At 67.9% G+C, this 15,887-nt stretch carries 14 protein-coding genes and 1 tRNA gene; 6 read left to right on the top strand and 9 right to left on the bottom strand.

The features are described 5' to 3' along the window. Window positions 1-90: 90 nt before the first annotated feature. The 4 genes from ASE72_RS04650 (at window position 91) to mqo (ending at window position 3,829) form a co-directional block, all read left to right on the top strand. Window positions 91-810: a hypothetical protein gene (locus tag ASE72_RS04650; protein ID WP_235532232.1), complete on the top strand. Its 720-nt coding sequence runs from the start codon at window positions 91-93 to the stop codon at window positions 808-810. A gap of 79 nt (window positions 811-889) precedes the next feature. Next, window positions 890-1,315: a hypothetical protein gene (locus ASE72_RS04645; protein ID WP_156350123.1), complete on the top strand. Its 426-nt coding sequence runs from the start codon at window positions 890-892 to the stop codon at window positions 1,313-1,315. Window positions 1,316-1,335: 20 nt separating this feature from the next. Continuing rightward, the gene (locus ASE72_RS04640; RefSeq protein ID WP_156350117.1) at window positions 1,336-1,746 is read left to right on the top strand and encodes a MarR family transcriptional regulator; all 411 of its coding nucleotides are present in this window, start codon (window positions 1,336-1,338) and stop codon (window positions 1,744-1,746) included. 346 nt (window positions 1,747-2,092) lie between these two features. Continuing rightward, complete coding sequence (mqo, locus tag ASE72_RS04635) at window positions 2,093-3,829, top strand: malate dehydrogenase (quinone) (protein WP_200916160.1); 1,737 nt, start codon at window positions 2,093-2,095, stop codon at window positions 3,827-3,829. Window positions 3,830-4,084: 255 nt separating this feature from the next. On the opposite strand, the gene ASE72_RS20120 is transcribed toward mqo, so the two are convergent. Next, entirely contained in the window at window positions 4,085-4,582 is a 498-nt protein-coding gene (locus ASE72_RS20120) for a hypothetical protein (RefSeq protein WP_156350113.1), read from the bottom strand. 338 nt (window positions 4,583-4,920) lie between these two features. Between ASE72_RS20120 and ASE72_RS20775 the strand changes: the two genes are divergently transcribed. Further along, window positions 4,921-5,184 carry a hypothetical protein gene (locus ASE72_RS20775; RefSeq protein ID WP_056017230.1) on the top strand — a complete coding sequence of 88 codons (264 nt, stop codon included), beginning with the start codon at window positions 4,921-4,923 and terminating at the stop codon, window positions 5,182-5,184. A gap of 193 nt (window positions 5,185-5,377) precedes the next feature. On the opposite strand, the gene ASE72_RS04625 is transcribed toward ASE72_RS20775, so the two are convergent. After that, a tRNA-Gly gene (locus ASE72_RS04625) sits at window positions 5,378-5,451 on the bottom strand. 183 nt (window positions 5,452-5,634) lie between these two features. Between ASE72_RS04625 and ASE72_RS04620 the strand changes: the two genes are divergently transcribed. Further along, window positions 5,635-6,984: a methyltransferase family protein gene (locus ASE72_RS04620; RefSeq protein ID WP_235532231.1), complete on the top strand. Its 1,350-nt coding sequence runs from the start codon at window positions 5,635-5,637 to the stop codon at window positions 6,982-6,984. 15 nt (window positions 6,985-6,999) lie between these two features. Here the strand turns inward: ASE72_RS04620 and pelF are convergent, their stop codons facing one another. Genes pelF through pelG form a run of 7 tightly spaced genes read right to left on the bottom strand, consistent with a single transcriptional unit; the run spans window position 7,000 to window position 15,864 of the window. Then, complete coding sequence (pelF, locus tag ASE72_RS04615; RefSeq protein ID WP_235532230.1) at window positions 7,000-8,511, bottom strand: GT4 family glycosyltransferase PelF; 1,512 nt, start codon at window positions 8,509-8,511, stop codon at window positions 7,000-7,002. Beyond that, window positions 8,508-9,422 carry a hypothetical protein gene (locus ASE72_RS04610; protein WP_056017223.1) on the bottom strand — a complete coding sequence of 305 codons (915 nt, stop codon included), beginning with the start codon at window positions 9,420-9,422 and terminating at the stop codon, window positions 8,508-8,510. Before ASE72_RS04610 ends, pelF begins: the two co-directional genes overlap by 4 nt. Continuing rightward, on the bottom strand, window positions 9,419-10,387 hold the full coding sequence (locus ASE72_RS04605; protein ID WP_056017220.1) for a hypothetical protein: 969 nt from the start codon (window positions 10,385-10,387) through the stop codon (window positions 9,419-9,421). The genes ASE72_RS04610 and ASE72_RS04605 overlap by 4 nt, the downstream gene beginning before the upstream one ends. Then, window positions 10,384-11,859, bottom strand: a complete 1,476-nt coding sequence (locus ASE72_RS04600) for a hypothetical protein (protein WP_056017217.1) — start codon at window positions 11,857-11,859, stop codon at window positions 10,384-10,386. Before ASE72_RS04600 ends, ASE72_RS04605 begins: the two co-directional genes overlap by 4 nt. Beyond that, window positions 11,856-13,580 (bottom strand): tetratricopeptide repeat protein, encoded by a 1,725-nt coding sequence (locus ASE72_RS04595; protein ID WP_156350111.1) that lies wholly within the window; start codon window positions 13,578-13,580, stop codon window positions 11,856-11,858. The genes ASE72_RS04600 and ASE72_RS04595 overlap by 4 nt, the downstream gene beginning before the upstream one ends. Beyond that, complete coding sequence (locus tag ASE72_RS04590) at window positions 13,577-14,470, bottom strand: endo alpha-1,4 polygalactosaminidase (RefSeq protein ID WP_235532229.1); 894 nt, start codon at window positions 14,468-14,470, stop codon at window positions 13,577-13,579. The genes ASE72_RS04595 and ASE72_RS04590 overlap by 4 nt, the downstream gene beginning before the upstream one ends. Further along, window positions 14,467-15,864: an exopolysaccharide Pel transporter PelG gene (gene pelG, locus ASE72_RS04585; protein WP_056017211.1), complete on the bottom strand. Its 1,398-nt coding sequence runs from the start codon at window positions 15,862-15,864 to the stop codon at window positions 14,467-14,469. The genes ASE72_RS04590 and pelG overlap by 4 nt, the downstream gene beginning before the upstream one ends. Window positions 15,865-15,887: the final 23 nt, after the last annotated feature.

The following is a 15,887-nucleotide window of genomic DNA, read 5'->3' as shown; positions in this document are numbered from 1 at the left end:
GATCCGCGCGATGGCGATGAGCCCGCGGCGTCGCGCGAGGCGACCGGATCGACTGCTCCCACGCCTGGCGCGGAGCTTTCGGTACAAGACGTGCCGATCCAGCCGCGTCCGACGTACGAACGGCTGCCATCCGAGCCATTCGACCTTCCCCGAACCGACGCAAATCGATCAGGAATGGATCAGATCGAGCCATGGGGGCTCGTTCGCCGCTTCATGGGAACGATGCCCATGAGCGGTCCGGGAGGAACGGCGCGTAACCGTCTGTCCAAGGGGGACAGGCTGATCCGCCTGATCGGGATCATGGCGTTGCTGGCGGTCACCACGGTGGCGCTGCTCACCATGACGACGACGGTGACCAGCCTGTTCCGTCAGTTCCGCGGTGATGCCGGGTCTCGCAAACTGGTCGAGCGATCGGCCTTTTGGGGTGGGGAAGCAGGAATGTTGAAGCAACGCCGGCAGGCGACCGATACCGTCACACGGGACTTCTTGCGCGCAGAGGCGGCCGTCGACGAGGCCGCGCTTCTTGCCAGCACGTGCGTGGCGACGCTGCTGCAGCAACGCGTCGCCGCCAATCTTCCGGTCGCGACGGGAAGCGCCGCGCTGCAACTCGTGTCCGACGCGGCGTCGGATATCATCAAGGCCCGCCAGCGCTTCGTCGACGCGCATCGGGCGCTGGTCGGGGTTCGCACCGAAATCGGATTGGCCGCCTATTACGGCTATGGCGACGAGGGAGAATGTCCGCCGAACAACGGGGCGCTCCGACCCGGTGTCGAGGCGTTCCCGCCCGTACGCATCGTCGCCGCGGCCTGATGCCCGCGGTGATCCCGCAAGCGGCGGTGGTCGGTTGAACCGATAGGTGGAACGCGTCTGGATCTTCAACGCCCTCCAGGTGGCGGTCACGGTCTATGCGGTCTGGCGCGGTGGCGCGCCGGAACGGCTGGTCGGCGTCGCGCTGCTGGTGGCGGCGATGGCGACGCGCATGTTCCACCTCATGGGTGCGACGATGTACGTCGATGTCGAGATCGGCATCATGACCGTCGACCTCGTGCTGCTGGGCGTGATGATCGCGATCACGCTCACCGCCGATCGGTTCTGGCCGGCCTGGGTCACCGCGCTCCACGCGTTGGGGACGGGAGCCCATCTCGCCAAGGCCATCAATCCAGACGTGATCCGGCTGGCCTACGCCGTGATGTCGGTCGTCTGGAGCTATCCCATTTTGATTTTTCTCATCGTCGGCACGCTTCGTCATTCCAGGCGGATCCGGTCGCAAGGCCGGGATCTGGACTGGAGTCGCCAGGACCCGACGATGCGCTGACAAGGCAGTCGAGACATACGATGTCCTACGCAATTCCCTTCGTCCGGCCGGTGAACGGCCTTCGCCCGGTTCCCGTGGCCAGACCCTCCGACACACCCGAAGGCGTCGTCGCGGTGGCCACGCGGCTGTACGCGCTGCGGCGGCAGCGCGATCAGACGCTGGGCGTGTCGCTGTTTTCCGAGCCCGCCTGGGATATCCTGCTCGACCTGTTCATCTCGCATCATGCGGGGCGGCAGCTGAGCGTGTCGGCGGTGTGCATCGGTGCCTGCGCGCCACCCGCGACGGCGCTCCGGTATCTCGCGATCCTGCAGGAGGTGGGTCTGGTGATCCGCACGCGCGACGAAAGCGATGGGCGACGCTCGCATATCCATCTGTCCGCGACGGGGCGTCTGCGCATGACCGAATTGCTGATGGACCTGCCGTCGCGCTGACGATCGCGGCGCATGATAACGGGTCGCGCGCGCGGCCAAGACCGCGCCGATGCGGTCAGGATAAGCAGGGCTTTTCATGCCTTTCCGGGGCCGCCATCTTGTCGGCGGACGCCCGGGGTGCCATGTAGGGGCTGGAAACGGTGCGCGCTGAACCGCGCATGATGGCCCAATAAACGAAGCAGACTCTGGTGAGGACTTCGAGCAGCGCGAGCGCTCGGGTGATCGCCCTGTGCGTCTTCCGGCATCCGTTGCACACCCAAACGACAGGCCGGTTTCCGGGTTTCCTGCCAGGTTTTTGCCCATCGGCGAAACCGGCGTGGCCGGGCGGCAACGAAGAGGTTTTTCTGTGCGACTTGGATCGAACGACGACGGCAATTCCCCGCAGCCGGGTAACGATACTTCCGGCGACGCGGCCAATCCCGCCGGGGGCGTGACGCGCCGCAATCTGCTCGGCTCGGCGATCGTCGCGGGTACGGCGTCAGTGCTGCCCGCGGTGCAGGCCGAGGCCGCCACCGCGACGCGCAACGTCGACGTGCTGCTGATCGGAGGCGGGATCATGAGCGCGACGCTCGCGGTGCTGCTGCGCGAACTCGAGCCGAGCTGGACGATCGAACTCGTCGAACGGCTCGACAAGGTGGCAGAGGAGAGCTCGGGCGGCTGGAACAACGCGGGCACCGGGCATTCCGCGCTGTGCGAGCTCAACTACACGCCGGTCAACGCCGCCGACGGCAAGGTCGAGATCGCCAAGGCGGTCGAGATCAACGAACAGTTCCAGGTCACGCGCCAGTTCCTGAGCCACCAGGTCGAGGCCGGGATGCTTGGCAACCCGCGATCGTTCATCAACTCGACGCCGCACATGAACCTGGTGTGGGGCGATGCGAACGTCGCGTTCCTGCGCAAGCGCTGGGAAGCGCTCGGCGCCAGCCCGCTGTTCTCGGGGATGGAATTCTCGACCGATCGCGCCGAGATCGCGCGCTGGGTGCCGCTGATGATGCAGGGGCGCGACCCGTCGGTGAAGCTCGCGGCGACGCGATCGCCGCTGGGGACCGATTGCGACTGGGGCGCGGTCACCCGCCAGTATATCGCCGCGCTCGACAAGCAGGATAAATTCACGCTGACGACGGGGCATGAAGTCCGCTCGCTCGAGCGCAATCCCAAGGGCGGCTGGCAGGTCACCGCGCGCAACATGAAGAGCGACGACAAGCAGATCATCAACGCGCGCTTCGTCTTCGGCGGCGCGGGTGGCGGTGCGCTGCCGATCCTGCAGAAGTCGGGGATCCCCGAAGCGGACGATTATGCGGGCTTCCCGGTCGGCGGCTCGTTCCTCGTCGCGGACAATCCCGCGATCGCGCATCGGCATCTCGCCAAGGTGTACGGCAAGGCCGCGGTCGGGTCGCCGCCGATGTCGGTGCCGCACCTCGACACGCGCTATCTCGACGGCAAGCAGGCGCTGCTGTTCGGGCCGTTCGCGACCTTCTCGACCAAGTTCCTCAAGCAGGGATCCTATTTCGACCTTCCCGCATCGGTGACGATCGACAATTTCCGCCCGATGGTCGCGGTCGGCTGGGACGATTTCGCGCTCGTCGAATATCTGGCGGGGCAGCTGATCATGTCGGATTCGGACCGGATGGACGCGCTGCGCGAGTATTTCCCCGGTGCCAAGGATGGCGACTGGCGGCTTTGGCAGGCGGGCCAGCGCGTGCAGATCATCAAGCGCGACCCCGAAAAGGGCGGCGTCCTCAAGCTCGGCACCGAGATCGTCGCGTCGAAGGACGGCTCGATCGCGGCGTTGCTGGGGGCATCGCCGGGGGCATCGACCGCGCCGTCGATCATGCTCGACCTGTTGAAGAAGGTGTTCCCGAACCGGCTGTCGAGCGCGGGCTGGCAGGCCAAGATCCGGGAGATCGTGCCGAGCTACGGCATCAAGCTGAACGAGCATCCCGAACTGCTCGCGGACCATTGGGACCGTACCGCGGCGACGTTGCAGCTCGCGGTCAAGTCACCCGCGGTCCACATCGCGACGACGCCCCGCCCCGCCGCGGCACGCGTCAAGGTCGACCGCAGCCCCGACCTCGCGCTCTGACCGGTCGGCACGCCCTCCAAAGGGGGGGGCGTGCCGGGAATTGCGAGTGGACGCCGCAGATGTGCGGAGCGGCCATGGTCGGCGCCACGCACATCGCGGCGAGCGCCATGCCGCTGGCCGATATGCGGTATCGCGATCGTCGTGATCAAAGGGAAAGCGTTGGAGCGGGTAACGGGAATTGTTCGTTAACGGACGGTCAAAAACGCCCAATTGCGGACATTTCGATGCGGAAACGCCTGCGCCTCCAGCATATCCTCAGTGGCTCTGTCGTGATCGCGGTCCAAGGAAAAGATCGTAAACGACCGGAAACATGCCAGCCATAACAGCAGCACGACGGATGGACGCATGGGGAGATGTATTCGGGTGGCACCGCTCGATTGCCGCATCTAGGGCAGCCAACGCAGCTTTTTCTTCGCTGCTTGCTGGAAATGCCGCCAAGAGGTTGTCCACTTCCTTAGGCTTAGCCATAGCTACGCACATACCGGGATCGTTGACTGGCTTTGTGCTAGGCATACTGACCTTTGCAAAAAACAATCCACTGACGCGATATAGACTTTCGGACGCCGCTCCAGCGAACAAGACCTGATTGAAACGCATATTTGCGACTCGCAAACAGGCCCGATTACGCTGTACTATGCTTCGAACTTCGCCATTTTGCGGCACAGCAAAGTTACCCTCTCTCAAAAAATGTATGACAGCTTTAGGCTCACGCGTAACGACGCAGTCGGCAAACGTAACCATGTCACGAAGCATCGTTGGGTCGTCCAATTGCACAACAAAAGGCGGACTTTCATTCGATGGGGCGTGCTCGATCTGCGTCGCTTGCGCAGAGCATTTGCCTTGAATTAGGCCATTGGCCGCGAGGGCAACTATGCAACACAAAATCCTCAACCTTCTACCTCCGGTTTAGCATCAGTTTTTCATCGCCAAGGTATGACTGCTATGTTGCGCGGTGGCCATATGATATTTGTATTTATTCTTCGTTCATCACGCGATCTCTTCCGCATCCTGTGCTTCAAACAACGTTTCTCTCTCTGCGACGTGCGTGCGTTCATTTTAAAAGAGTTTTCGGAGAGGTAGGTTCTGGTTCGATGGGGGCTTCCGCCCATGATTGGACATTGTTAACGGGCAAGGAAGCAACCCACCGCGTCGCCCCTCGGTCCGGGGAGCACCAAGTTTTTAACGCTCCCGACTGCCAACGCAAAGTCACCGCCTTCGCTTGGATCGTGAACGACAAAGCTCCCAAGCTCGTCGTCCGCAACTACGAATACCGCGCGGCTCTCTCCAGCATCGTCAGTGATTTGGACGGGATATGGGACTACCAATGCGGAGCGCATGAAATCGAGTTGTTCTGATATACACTCGCGTCCGGGTGCGCTGCCAAGGCCGAGGTTTGAACAGGACGGCGCAGCATAACCGTCGATTTCCTCTACGATACGTCGTGCCACAAGGATCAAGTCGGTCATTGCGCGACCTTAACGCGGACGTCCGCTAACCACCAAAAGCGGACATCAGTCCGATGACTTGCTTTTATAGAAGGGAAAGCGTTGGAGCGGGTAACGGGAATCGAACCCGTGTATTCAGCTTGGAAGGCTGCTGTACTACCATTGTACTATACCCGCACGACGTTGAAAAACCGGGGTTCTTCAGTCGGGGCCCATGTGCGGTCCGATCGGTGCACCGGTGGAATTCCGATGGCCAACCGCGATGGGCAATCGGCTCTTATGCAAAGCATCGCTGCGGTGCAAGTCGGGCCGGGCGGGATGTTTCATGGCTTGCTTACCAAAATCGGGTAACCCGGCGGCATGTCCGACGTTTCCCTGCCCGTCCAAGCCCCCATGCCGGCGTCGCAGCACCGTGGGGCGGATCCGCGTCCGGCGTCTGCGGTAAGCCATGGCGCGGGGCTGGCCGGGCTCGTCGGGGTGCTCGTCTGGGTCGGATGCGCGCGGACGTGGGGAATGGACGGGCCCTATGCGGCGCTGGTCGACCTTGTGGCGTGCGGCGTGCCGATGGTGCTGTGGTCGCTGATCGTCGACAAGGTGCACCGGCGTCCCAGTACGGGGATCGACTGGTCGCTGGCGCGGCCGTGGCGCGAGACGATCGACCTCAGCCTGACCAAGCTCGCCGCATTCTGGGCGACCTGGGGCGCGATCGCGGTGATCTACGGGACCGGCCGGTTCTACTGGGAAGGCAATTTCGCGTTCGCGATGTGGTGCTTCACCAATGTCGCGCCGATCCTCCTCGTCGCCTCTGTCCCCTATGTGATCTGGCTCGACCGGTATCTCGTCGAGCCCAAGGACGGCGCCTGGTCGCTTGGCGCGTGGCTGACGGGGCAGGCGGGCGTCGACCATGGAGCGATCCACAATCACCTGCGCAGCTGGGGCGTGAAGGCGTTCTTTCTCGCGTTCATGCTCGCGATCGTGCCCGGGGGGTTCGGCGAGTTCATCCGCGGCGACGTGCCGGTGCTGATGCGCGATCCGGTCGCGCTCGCCAAATGGCTGATCACCTTCATGTTCCTGATCGACGTCGCGTTCGCGACGGTCGGCTATATCCTGACGCTGCGTCCGCTCGATTCGCACATCCGCAGCGCCAATCCGTTCGCGGCCGCGTGGATGGCGGCGCTGATGTGCTATCCGCCGATCATCCTGATGAGCGACGGCGGGCCGCTGGACTATCATCCGGGCACGCGCGAATGGGATGTCTGGTTTCAGTACCACCCGGTGCTGCTCGCGCTGGTCGGCGCCGCGCTGGTCGCGCTGACCGCGATCTATGCCTGGGCGACGATGGCGTTCGGACTGCGCTTTTCCAACCTCACCAACCGCGGGATCCTGACGCACGGGCCCTATGCCTGGTCGCGGCATCCGGCGTATCTGTCGAAGAACCTGTTCTGGTGGCTGTCGACAATGCCCGTGCTGACGATGGGAACGCCCGTCGATGCGATCCGCGCGACGCTGATCCTGGCGGCAGTCAGCGGCGTCTATTACTGGCGCGCGCGGACCGAGGAGCGTCATCTGGGGCTCGATCCCGACTATCAGGCGTACAGCGCCTGGATGACGCGGAACGGGCCCGTGCCGCGGGTCTTCGCGTGGGTGTCGGGAACGCGCCGGGCAGACGGGGACGCGGCCGCGGCGGGACGGGATGGCGGCGAGCTGTAAGTCTTGGTGGCACCCCTATCGGGCGATCAACGTCCGGTAGAGGTCGGCATAGGCGCCGATGATCGTTGCGTGATCATAATCGCGGCGGACGCGCTCGCGCATCGTCTCGCCCATCGTGCGGCGCAGCTCGGGGTTCCCGGCGATCGCGACGATGCCCGCCGCCGTCGCCGCAGGATTGACCAGCGGCGTGACGATCCCGCCATGCCCGCTGTCGACGCCGCCGCGACCCTCGATCATCTCGCGGCAGCTGCCCACGTCGGGCGCGACGACGGGGATGCCACATGCCCCCCCTTCGAGGATCACGAGCGGCTGTGCTTCCGACAGGCTGGTGAGCACGAGCAGGTCGATCTTCGCCATCCAGTCCTCGATCCGCACGCGTCCGGCAAAGCTGAACACCGGCGTGAGATCGAGATCGCGCACCAGGCGCGCGCACTCGGCGGCATATTCGGGATCCTCGTCCTCGGGACCGAGCACGACGAAGCGCAGCTCGGGGCGTTCGGCATGCGCGATCGCGGCGGCGCGGATGAACGTCTTCACGTCCTTGATCGGCACGACGCGGCCGAGCAGGGCAACGAGTGGATGCGCCGGATCGCGCTGGTCGGGCAGCGCTGCGAACCGGCCCGAATCGATCCCGTTCGGAATCACGCGGACGCGGTCGGCGGCAGCACCCAGGCGGCGCTGGACCGCGGTGTTCTCGCCATAGAGCGCGACGATCGGATCGCAGCTGTCATAGCAGGCGCTTGCATAGCTTGTGAACGCGCGCACCCACAGGTCGCGCAGATCGCGGACGCTGCGGTCGAGTTCGAGCCCCGTGTCGACCTGATCGCCGATCCAGTCGGCCATCATCACCTCGATCTGGCGTTCGAGAAGATAGATGCCGTGCTCGGTGATGAAGGCGGGGCGTCCGGTCTGACGCGCGGCGCGAGCGGCGAGCAGGCCGGCGAACCCGGTCGATATCGTGTGATAGGCGCGTGCGGGCGGCAGCGGTGCGGTGAGCACGGACAGCAGCCCGCCGAGCAGCACGCGCATCGCCCAGAAATAATGATGGAAGGATGCCTTGGGCAGCGTCGCCTGATAATGGCGCCGCAACCGCGCGAACACCGCGGGATGCGACAGGATGTCGCCGGGTGCCAGCGTCCGCGGCGTGGCGCCGAGCAGGTCGATCAGGATCGTCAGGCGCGGCGCACCGCCCGCCGCGACGAACGCGATGAGCGCGTCCGCGATCGGGACCGCGATCCGGTCCGGGATCGTCCGCGGGATCGCGGCGGCGGGCGCCAGACCGATCTCGACGACACCGACGACGTTGGGCGGCGGCGTCAACCGGAACGGCAACGGTGCGCCGTCGGGTTTGATCGCCGCGATCACGAACCGCACATCGGGGGTGTGCGTGATCAGGTCCTGCAACCAGCCGGACACGCCGCCGATCACATAGGGATAGGCGCCCTCGACGATCAGGCAGACGTCCGCCTCTGCGGCGTCTGCCGGCGCGGCGCCGGTCGGCTCGGCGAACGCCGTCAGGGGAATCACGCGGTTGCCCCCGCGCGCCACCACTGCGCGAGCCTGGCCATGTCGCGGGTCGTTGCGTCCGCCGGCTGCGTCTCGATCGCCGCGACCATCGTGTCGATCGCGGCATAGTCGCCGTTCGCCCAGAATGTTTCGAGCAGCATCGTCTGCCGGTCGCGCGCGTCCGCGGTCCCGCCGCCATCCGGCGTGCCGGAAGCGATCGTCGCGGCCGCATCCTCGCGCAGGTGGATGCGCTGCGAATCGGACAACAAGACGTCTGCGCGGGCATGATCCGCGAGCAGCCTGGCCAGCGTCTGCGCGGCGTCGGGGTCGGTCCCGTCGGGCCCTTCCGCCGCCAGCGCGATCCGCGCGGACAGCCGTTCGCGCGCGGATGCCAGGTTCTCGACGACGCGCGCCGATGCGGCGGCGGCGAGCGCGCGGATCGTCTGGTCGCGATCGGTCAGGGCGAGCGCGATCAGCGGCGACAGCGCGGGTTCGAACGACCGCACCACGGTTTCGAGCGCACGGCGGCGCGCCGCGACATTGCCGTGCCGCATGATCGTGACGAGCGAGCCGAGCGTCTCGGGTGTCGCATGCCGGATCCGGCCGTCGAGCAGGCGCGCGACCGCGAGCCGTGCGCCGCGCCGCGCCATCCGCGGCGAGACCCGCCCAAACAAATCGTCGCTCGCGCGGGGGACACCGGCACGCGAAAGCCGCCCGAGCGGCAGCGCGGCGAGGAGTCCGATCGGCCCCAGCACGCCGAGCATCGCCGACGCGAACCCGCCGGCCGCACCGCGACGCAGCCAGACGGCAAGCCCGAGGATCGTCAGCGCGCTGTGGACCGCCATCACCCAGCCGACGTCCACGCCCATGACGAGATGCGCCGGCAGCAACAGTGCATCACCCACCGCGAGTGGCAGCAGGACGGCGATCACGCGACCAGTCCGGCGGGCCGTACCGTCGGGTGCGTCGCGCGCGCGCTGTCCGCGAGCAACGGCGTGAGCCACGATGCGATCTCGCAGAGTTCGGCGGTGCGGCTGGCGTTGAGCGCGTCGAAGGGCAGGCTGTGCAGAATTAGGCATCCGACGAGATCGCCGCCCGCGCGGTCGAGCAGCGCGATCGCGGCGACGCCGACGTCCTCCAGCATCGCCCGGTCCTCCATGTCGGCGACGTGCAGGATCGCTCGCGGCCGTCCGATGCAGGTGACGAGCCCGGCGGGAAGAACGTCGCGGTGGCGTACGGTCATCGCGCCGTGCAGCCACGCGCGGGCCTCGCCGCCGGCGACGCGGTAACAGGTGAAATCGGCGGTCCGCGCGGCGAGCGTGATCAGTTCGCCGATCGCGCCACGCCGCGCGGCGGGATCGATCGACGACACGCGCGTCGCGGTATCGATCGCATGCCCGATCGTATGCGCTTCGGTGGCGATCTGCACCTGAAGCCGCCGGTTGGTATGGGACAGCGCCGCAAAGGCCTCGGTCAGCCGGGCGAGGTTGCGCGCGGCGACCTGGCCGTGCTTTTCCAGACGGGCATGCCGCGTGGTCCGCACGATCGTGACCTCGCCGATCGCGACCGCGGCGGAGAACCACATCAGCGGTTGCAGCGACAGATGGAAGAGATGGTCGAGATAGTCGCGCTCGCCCGCATTCTCGTGTGCGTAGAGCAGCCACAACCCGGAGGCGATCGCCGCAGCGAGGACGCCGGGCCCGGTGCCGTACGCCAGCGCCATCGCGAGCACGGGAAGCCAGTATGGATTGGGCTGGACCTGCGCGAACCCGGTGCCCCCGGTCAGCCACCGGTCGATCGCCACGAGCATCGCGACCGCGAGCAGCAGTTCCAGCGCGATCCGCGCCGTGCGCCGCCAGCCGCTTCGCCAGGATCGTTGTCGAGGCTGTTGCGTCACTGCGTATCCCCCAGGCTGCGCGTCACCAGCGCGCGCGCGAAAAGCTGACGGCCCGAAAAACCGGGCCGCGTGATCGAGGTGATCCCGGCGCCCCCCTCGACGCGCCAGGCGATCGCGATCGGCGCGGCCAGCCCGATGCTCGCGGTCGGGCCGTCGCCGCCGAACCGGTCGACCGTCCAGCCCGCGAGCGCGGTAAGCTGCACCGCTCCCAGCGCGCCGCTGACCAGGCCCTGCAGCGTATGGTTCTCGCGGCTGGCGAGCGGGATGATCGCGGTGCCGTTCGCGCCGAGCATCATCCGCCGGACATATTCCGCCTCGAACCGGTAGGTCAGGCCGAGCGCGGGAAACTGGCGGCGGATCAGGTAATCCGCGCCCGCATTGGCCACCAGCGTATCGCTCGCGCCATCGTCGCCCGCGATCCCGTAGCGGTTGGCGCCGATGTCCGCCTGCGCGACGAGGCCCGGGGTCAGCCGATAGGTGACGCCCAGTAACGCGCGTGACAGATAGCCGCCGCCAAGCACCTGCGCGGGCGTCGAATAATCGGGCATGTGCCGCGTCACGCTGCCGCGGACCTGCGCGTCGGCCGACCCTGCGACGAATTTCGCGCCGCCGCCGGTGACCGCATCGTCGAGCGCCGCTGACGCGATCAGCTGCACGCGGACCGCCCCGTCGAACGCCGCGGCCAGCGTGGCGTCGACGACTGTTGCGCCGCTGCGCACGTCGCGTCCGATCGTCGCGACCCGGCTCTCGATGTGGCGGAGGCCGCCGCCGACGGCAAAGCGGTCATCGATCGCAGCGTCGATCCGCGCGGCATATTCGGCCTGCGACAGGTCGCTGCCGTCGCGCGCGCTGACGCCGATACTCGCCGTACCCGGCGCGGCGGCGATCGCACGCCGCGCGACGGGATCGTCGGCGGCCAGCGCGCGATACCCGCGACCGGCGGCTCGCACATCGCCATCCGCGAGGCGAACGTCGGCGAGCAGCCGTGTCACGCGGCGATCGCGCGGATAGCGTTGCGCGAGCCGGTTCGCCGCCCGCAGCGCCCGGCCCGGATAGCCCGCGGCTATCGCCGCTTCGATCGCCGCGATGTCGGTCTCGGGTGCGTCGCCGCCGCCCTGGTCCGCGCCGGTCGCGTCAGGTGTTGTGGGAACAAAGGCAAAGGCGAGTTCGGATCCCGTCCGTCGCCATGACATGATCCAGCCCGGTGCAGGCCGCAGCACCAGGCTCGTGTCGTTCCACCGCAGGTCGCCGACCGCCTCGCCAGCGGCATCGCGGAATGCCGCGATCGGCTCGGGTGCGATCGGTCGGTCGAAGCGGATCACGACTTCGTCGCCGGCATCCTGGATATCGAGCGTCGCATCGCCGGGCCAGCCGAGTCTGGCATCGGGCGCCAGCACGCGCGCGTCGGCGAACACCGTGCGCGGGACGGTCAGCGCAGGCGCATCCGCCATGCCGAGCAACAGCGCGATCATTGCGCGAGGAGCGCGCGTGCGCGGCCCGGCTGACCCCGGGCGATCAGCAGCCGTGCGTGCAGCGCAGCGAGCGCCGGGTCATTGGGCGTATCGGCGCGCAGCGTTTCGACGAGCGCCACCGCCTCGGCACGGCGACCCAGCGTATTCAGCAGTTCGGCGCGCGCGCGGCTTTCGTCGGGCGTCTGCGCCAGCGCGCGCTCGAGCCATGGACGCGCCGCGCGGTCGCCGCCGATCCGCGACTGGACATCGGCCATCAGCCGCAGCGTCGGCAGGTCCGTCGGGGTGCTCGCAAGCTGGCCATCGAGCCATTTCGCGGCAGCCTTTGCATCGCCGGCGTTCCACGCCGTCCAGGCCAGGTCGAGCTGGTCGCGTGGTCCGGCGACACCCGCCGCGATGCGCCGCCGCGCGATCTCCGCCGCCTGCGCTGGACCGATCCGCGCGGGCGCTGCGGCAGACAGCGCCACCAATTGTCCCGGGTCGAGCGGGCGTCCGTCGAGCAATGCCGCCAGCGCGGCGCGTCCCTCGCTGTCGTCGTGCGCGGCGCGGGCGAGCGACAGCCGCATCAGCATCACATCGGTCTGTGCCGCGAGCGGATGTCGCGACACGAAGGCAAGCGCGTCGGCTGGCCGGTCGCGCTCGACATAGGACGACAGCCAGCCGCGCTGCTGTTGCGTATCGCCCTGCGTCGTCTGCTGCCGCAGCCATGCAACATCCTCCGCACCGGGCCGCGGTCCCATCAGATAGAGCAGCCGGCGTGACACGGCGGCGGTCGATGGCTGTCCGGACGCGGCGCGGCGCAAGAGTGCGATCGCGTCGTCGCGATAGCCCGCCGCGAGCAGCCGTTCGGCGCTCGTGTCGGAGCGGGCGCCCGGGATCGCGGCGCGCGCGACCAGTTCGGCGCGCAGCCCCTCGCGATCGCCCGACTCGATCAGGATCGCCTCGCGTGCCGCGGCGCGCTGGTCGACCGGGAGACCGTTCGCCGCGCGCAGGCCGGCGGCGACGTCCCGGTCACGCGCGGCGAGGCGGATCGCGAGCCAGGGGTCCGCCGCGCGCCAGTCCGCCCGCGTGGCCCGGTCGAGCAATGCGATCAGATCACCGCGACCGGCGGCGTCGGCGCGGCGTGCGAGATCGAGCGCGAGACGCGTATCGGGGGGCGGAATGACGCCCTTCGCGCTGGCCAGGACGACGAGATCGGGCCGATCGATGGCATAGGCCGCGGCGACCAGATCGGCAGGCGGCACCGCGCCGCGCGTCCGCGCTGCCGCTGCGACCAGCGCGGCTGCGGCGGGTTTCCGACCCGTCCGGTTCAGCAGGTCCACGCGCAATCGCCACGTTGCGACGGCGCTGCCATCGGGGCGCGCGGCGAGATAGGCGAGCGCGATTGCCGGGCGCCCCGCCGCGACCAGATCATAGGTGATCTGCGCCGTGGTGACCGGAACGCCGTCGGCAATCAGCTGCGCCGTCAACGCGGCGAGCCGGGCGGCGGTCGCGGTGCTGATCTCCACGGCGATGACCGGGTGCGGCGGTGCCGACGCCGGAGCCGGCGCGGGTGTTGCGGACGGCAGGGTGCTGCTGACACCGGACAGCGGCTGCGCGCGGCGTTCGGCGGGCAGGATCTCACGCTGGCTGGGGAGCAGCATGAGCCCCACCGCGAGAAGACCGAGGCCGGCCACCGCGGGCAGGATCAGCGCGAGCTTGCCGTTCTGGCGGTCGACCCTCATCGGGTCGGCTCCGGCCACAGGCGGTCGAGCGCGAGCGTCGCGACATAGGGGCGAAAGCCGGCCCTGCGTTCGCGTGCATAGAGCGATCTGACATGATCGACGTCGGCTTGGTCCCAATAGTCGAGCGTCATAACCTTGAGCGCGGGATTGCGCGCCTTGGCGACCCGCAAACGCGCGGCCTGCCATTCCCAGTCGTCATCGCTGAGCATTTCATAGCGTTTGGCAGCGAAGTTCCAGCGCGACGCCATCGCTTCGCCCAGGACATAGTCGAGCTTGGGTGCGACGTCGGGAAGTACCGCATAGCCGCGGTTGAGCATGATCCGGATCTTGGGAAACCGCGTGCGTACCGCGCCGATCAACGCGGCTCCCGCGGCGATCATGCCCTTGTTCGCGACCGGATCCTGCCGTTCCATCGCTTCGGCGTTATCCATCGTATCGATGAAGATTCCGTCATAGCCGAGCGCGAGGATCGCCGGCACGAGCTGGTCGATGACCGCCGCCCGCCACGCGGGATGTCGCAGGTCGACCAGCCGCGCATCGGGCCAGTTCGGGTTCGCGGGACCCAGCGCACCGGCCTTTTCAAGACCGGGAAAATAGGGTCGCGACCGTTCGATCTCGCCGAAGCTGACATAGCCGAGCAGGCTGCTGCCGGTTCCGCGGAGCGGCGCGATCGGACGCGGGTGATGCGGCTCGAGCACGAGCAACCGGCATGCGCGCGCGAGTGCGGGGTCCGTCGCCGCGCCATAGTCTATCGCCCACCGCGCATCGTCGTCGTCCGAGCGCCGTGCCGGTCCGGCGGCGGCATCGAGCGGTGCGCGCAGTCCGAACGTCAGGCCCAGCGCGCCGAGCGCCAGCATCCGTCGCCGCGCCAGATCGGTGAGACGCGTCACAGGAAGCGCCCGCCATGCCCGACGACCGAGGGGTTGTTGCCGACGAACAGCAGATAGGTGAGGTTGACCGTGGCCTCGGCGACGAGCGCAAGGCCGACCGACGCCCCCACCACCGCGCCGGCCATATAGCCCCATCCGAACGCCGCGAAGCCGATGTCCCATTGCAGGAGCGTCGCGATCGCGCTGCCGATCGCGAACGCCAACCATGTCAGCACGATGCGGCCGAACAGATCATAATAGGCGAGCACGACCGTCGTCGCGATGACGACGAGGTGGAACACGGTGCCAAGCGATGTCTGGCGGAACGCGAAGATCGCGCGCGCATCCGCGCCGATCGCCTCGAACAACGGCACCGCGAAGACCCACGCGAATGCCGCGACCAGCGCCTGCGCCAGCACCAGGATGCGCAGCCCGTCGAGCATGGCGCGCGCGACGTCGCCACGCGCCTCCTCGATCCGCTGCAGCGTTGACGTCCCGGTGCACCGGACGATCATGCCCTCGAACGCCCGGTCGAACCGGGTCTCGGTGACGATCAGCAGCAAGGTCAGCCCGGGCACCATCGTCAGCAGGCCGAGGAAACTCCCCTGATCGTTGATGGGGTTGAGGCGTAGCAGGCCGATCGTCGGGATGCTCGCGGGGCCGAACCACAATTGCCATTTGTCGATCCAGATCGCGACCACCCCAAGGACCCCGGCCGCCGCGACGATCTGTGCGAGCCGCGGTGCCATCGCGGTCCGGTCGGGAAGGACTGGTGCTGCGGAAAAATGGCGGCGGACGACGTACATGACCGCGGCGAGCGTCGTGGCGATGCCGGCGGCGATGACCGCGAGCACCATGATCACGCCGGGCCCCGGCAACACAGCGAGGAGGAGCGCGGCGAGCGCGATGCCCGCGAGATAGGCGAGGGGGATCGCGCGATAGCGGCGCAGCGCGGTCAGCAGCGGCGCGGCGATCCAGATCTGCGTGAGCCAGGCGAGGATCAGCGTGGCGAGCACGGCCTGCGCGAGCGGCAATTGGCCGAGCAGGCCGAACGTGACCGTGCCGATCGCGAGCGCGAAGCCGCCGCCCGCCGCCAGCGCCACGAGCATGATCCCCGATACGCCGCCTGCGTCGCGCGCGAAGATGCGATCCGCCACCAGCCGCGTCGCCAGGATACCCACCGGCGCCGCGGCAAGCGCCGACAGGCTGAAGCTGTAGACCAGGATCGTCTGAACCGTCCGTGCCGCGTCGCTGCCGAGATGCGCCGCGGACCAGCGGTTGAGCATCGCCATCGCGATCGCCGTGATCAGCCAGGGGCCGGCGCTGATGACCGCGCCGAACGCGGCGGCACCGACGATCCCGCCAACCCCGCCTTCACGCGCGGTCCTCGCCAACTGGAAGCCTATGCCTGCCATACCATCGCCGGCTATGCCTTGCG

The sequence above is a fragment of the Sphingomonas sp. Leaf20 genome, from assembly GCF_001421535.1.
GTDB lineage: Bacteria > Pseudomonadota > Alphaproteobacteria > Sphingomonadales > Sphingomonadaceae > Sphingomonas.
The sequence above is the reverse complement of the archived record's forward strand: the minus strand, read 5'-3'. Positions and strand labels throughout refer to the sequence as shown.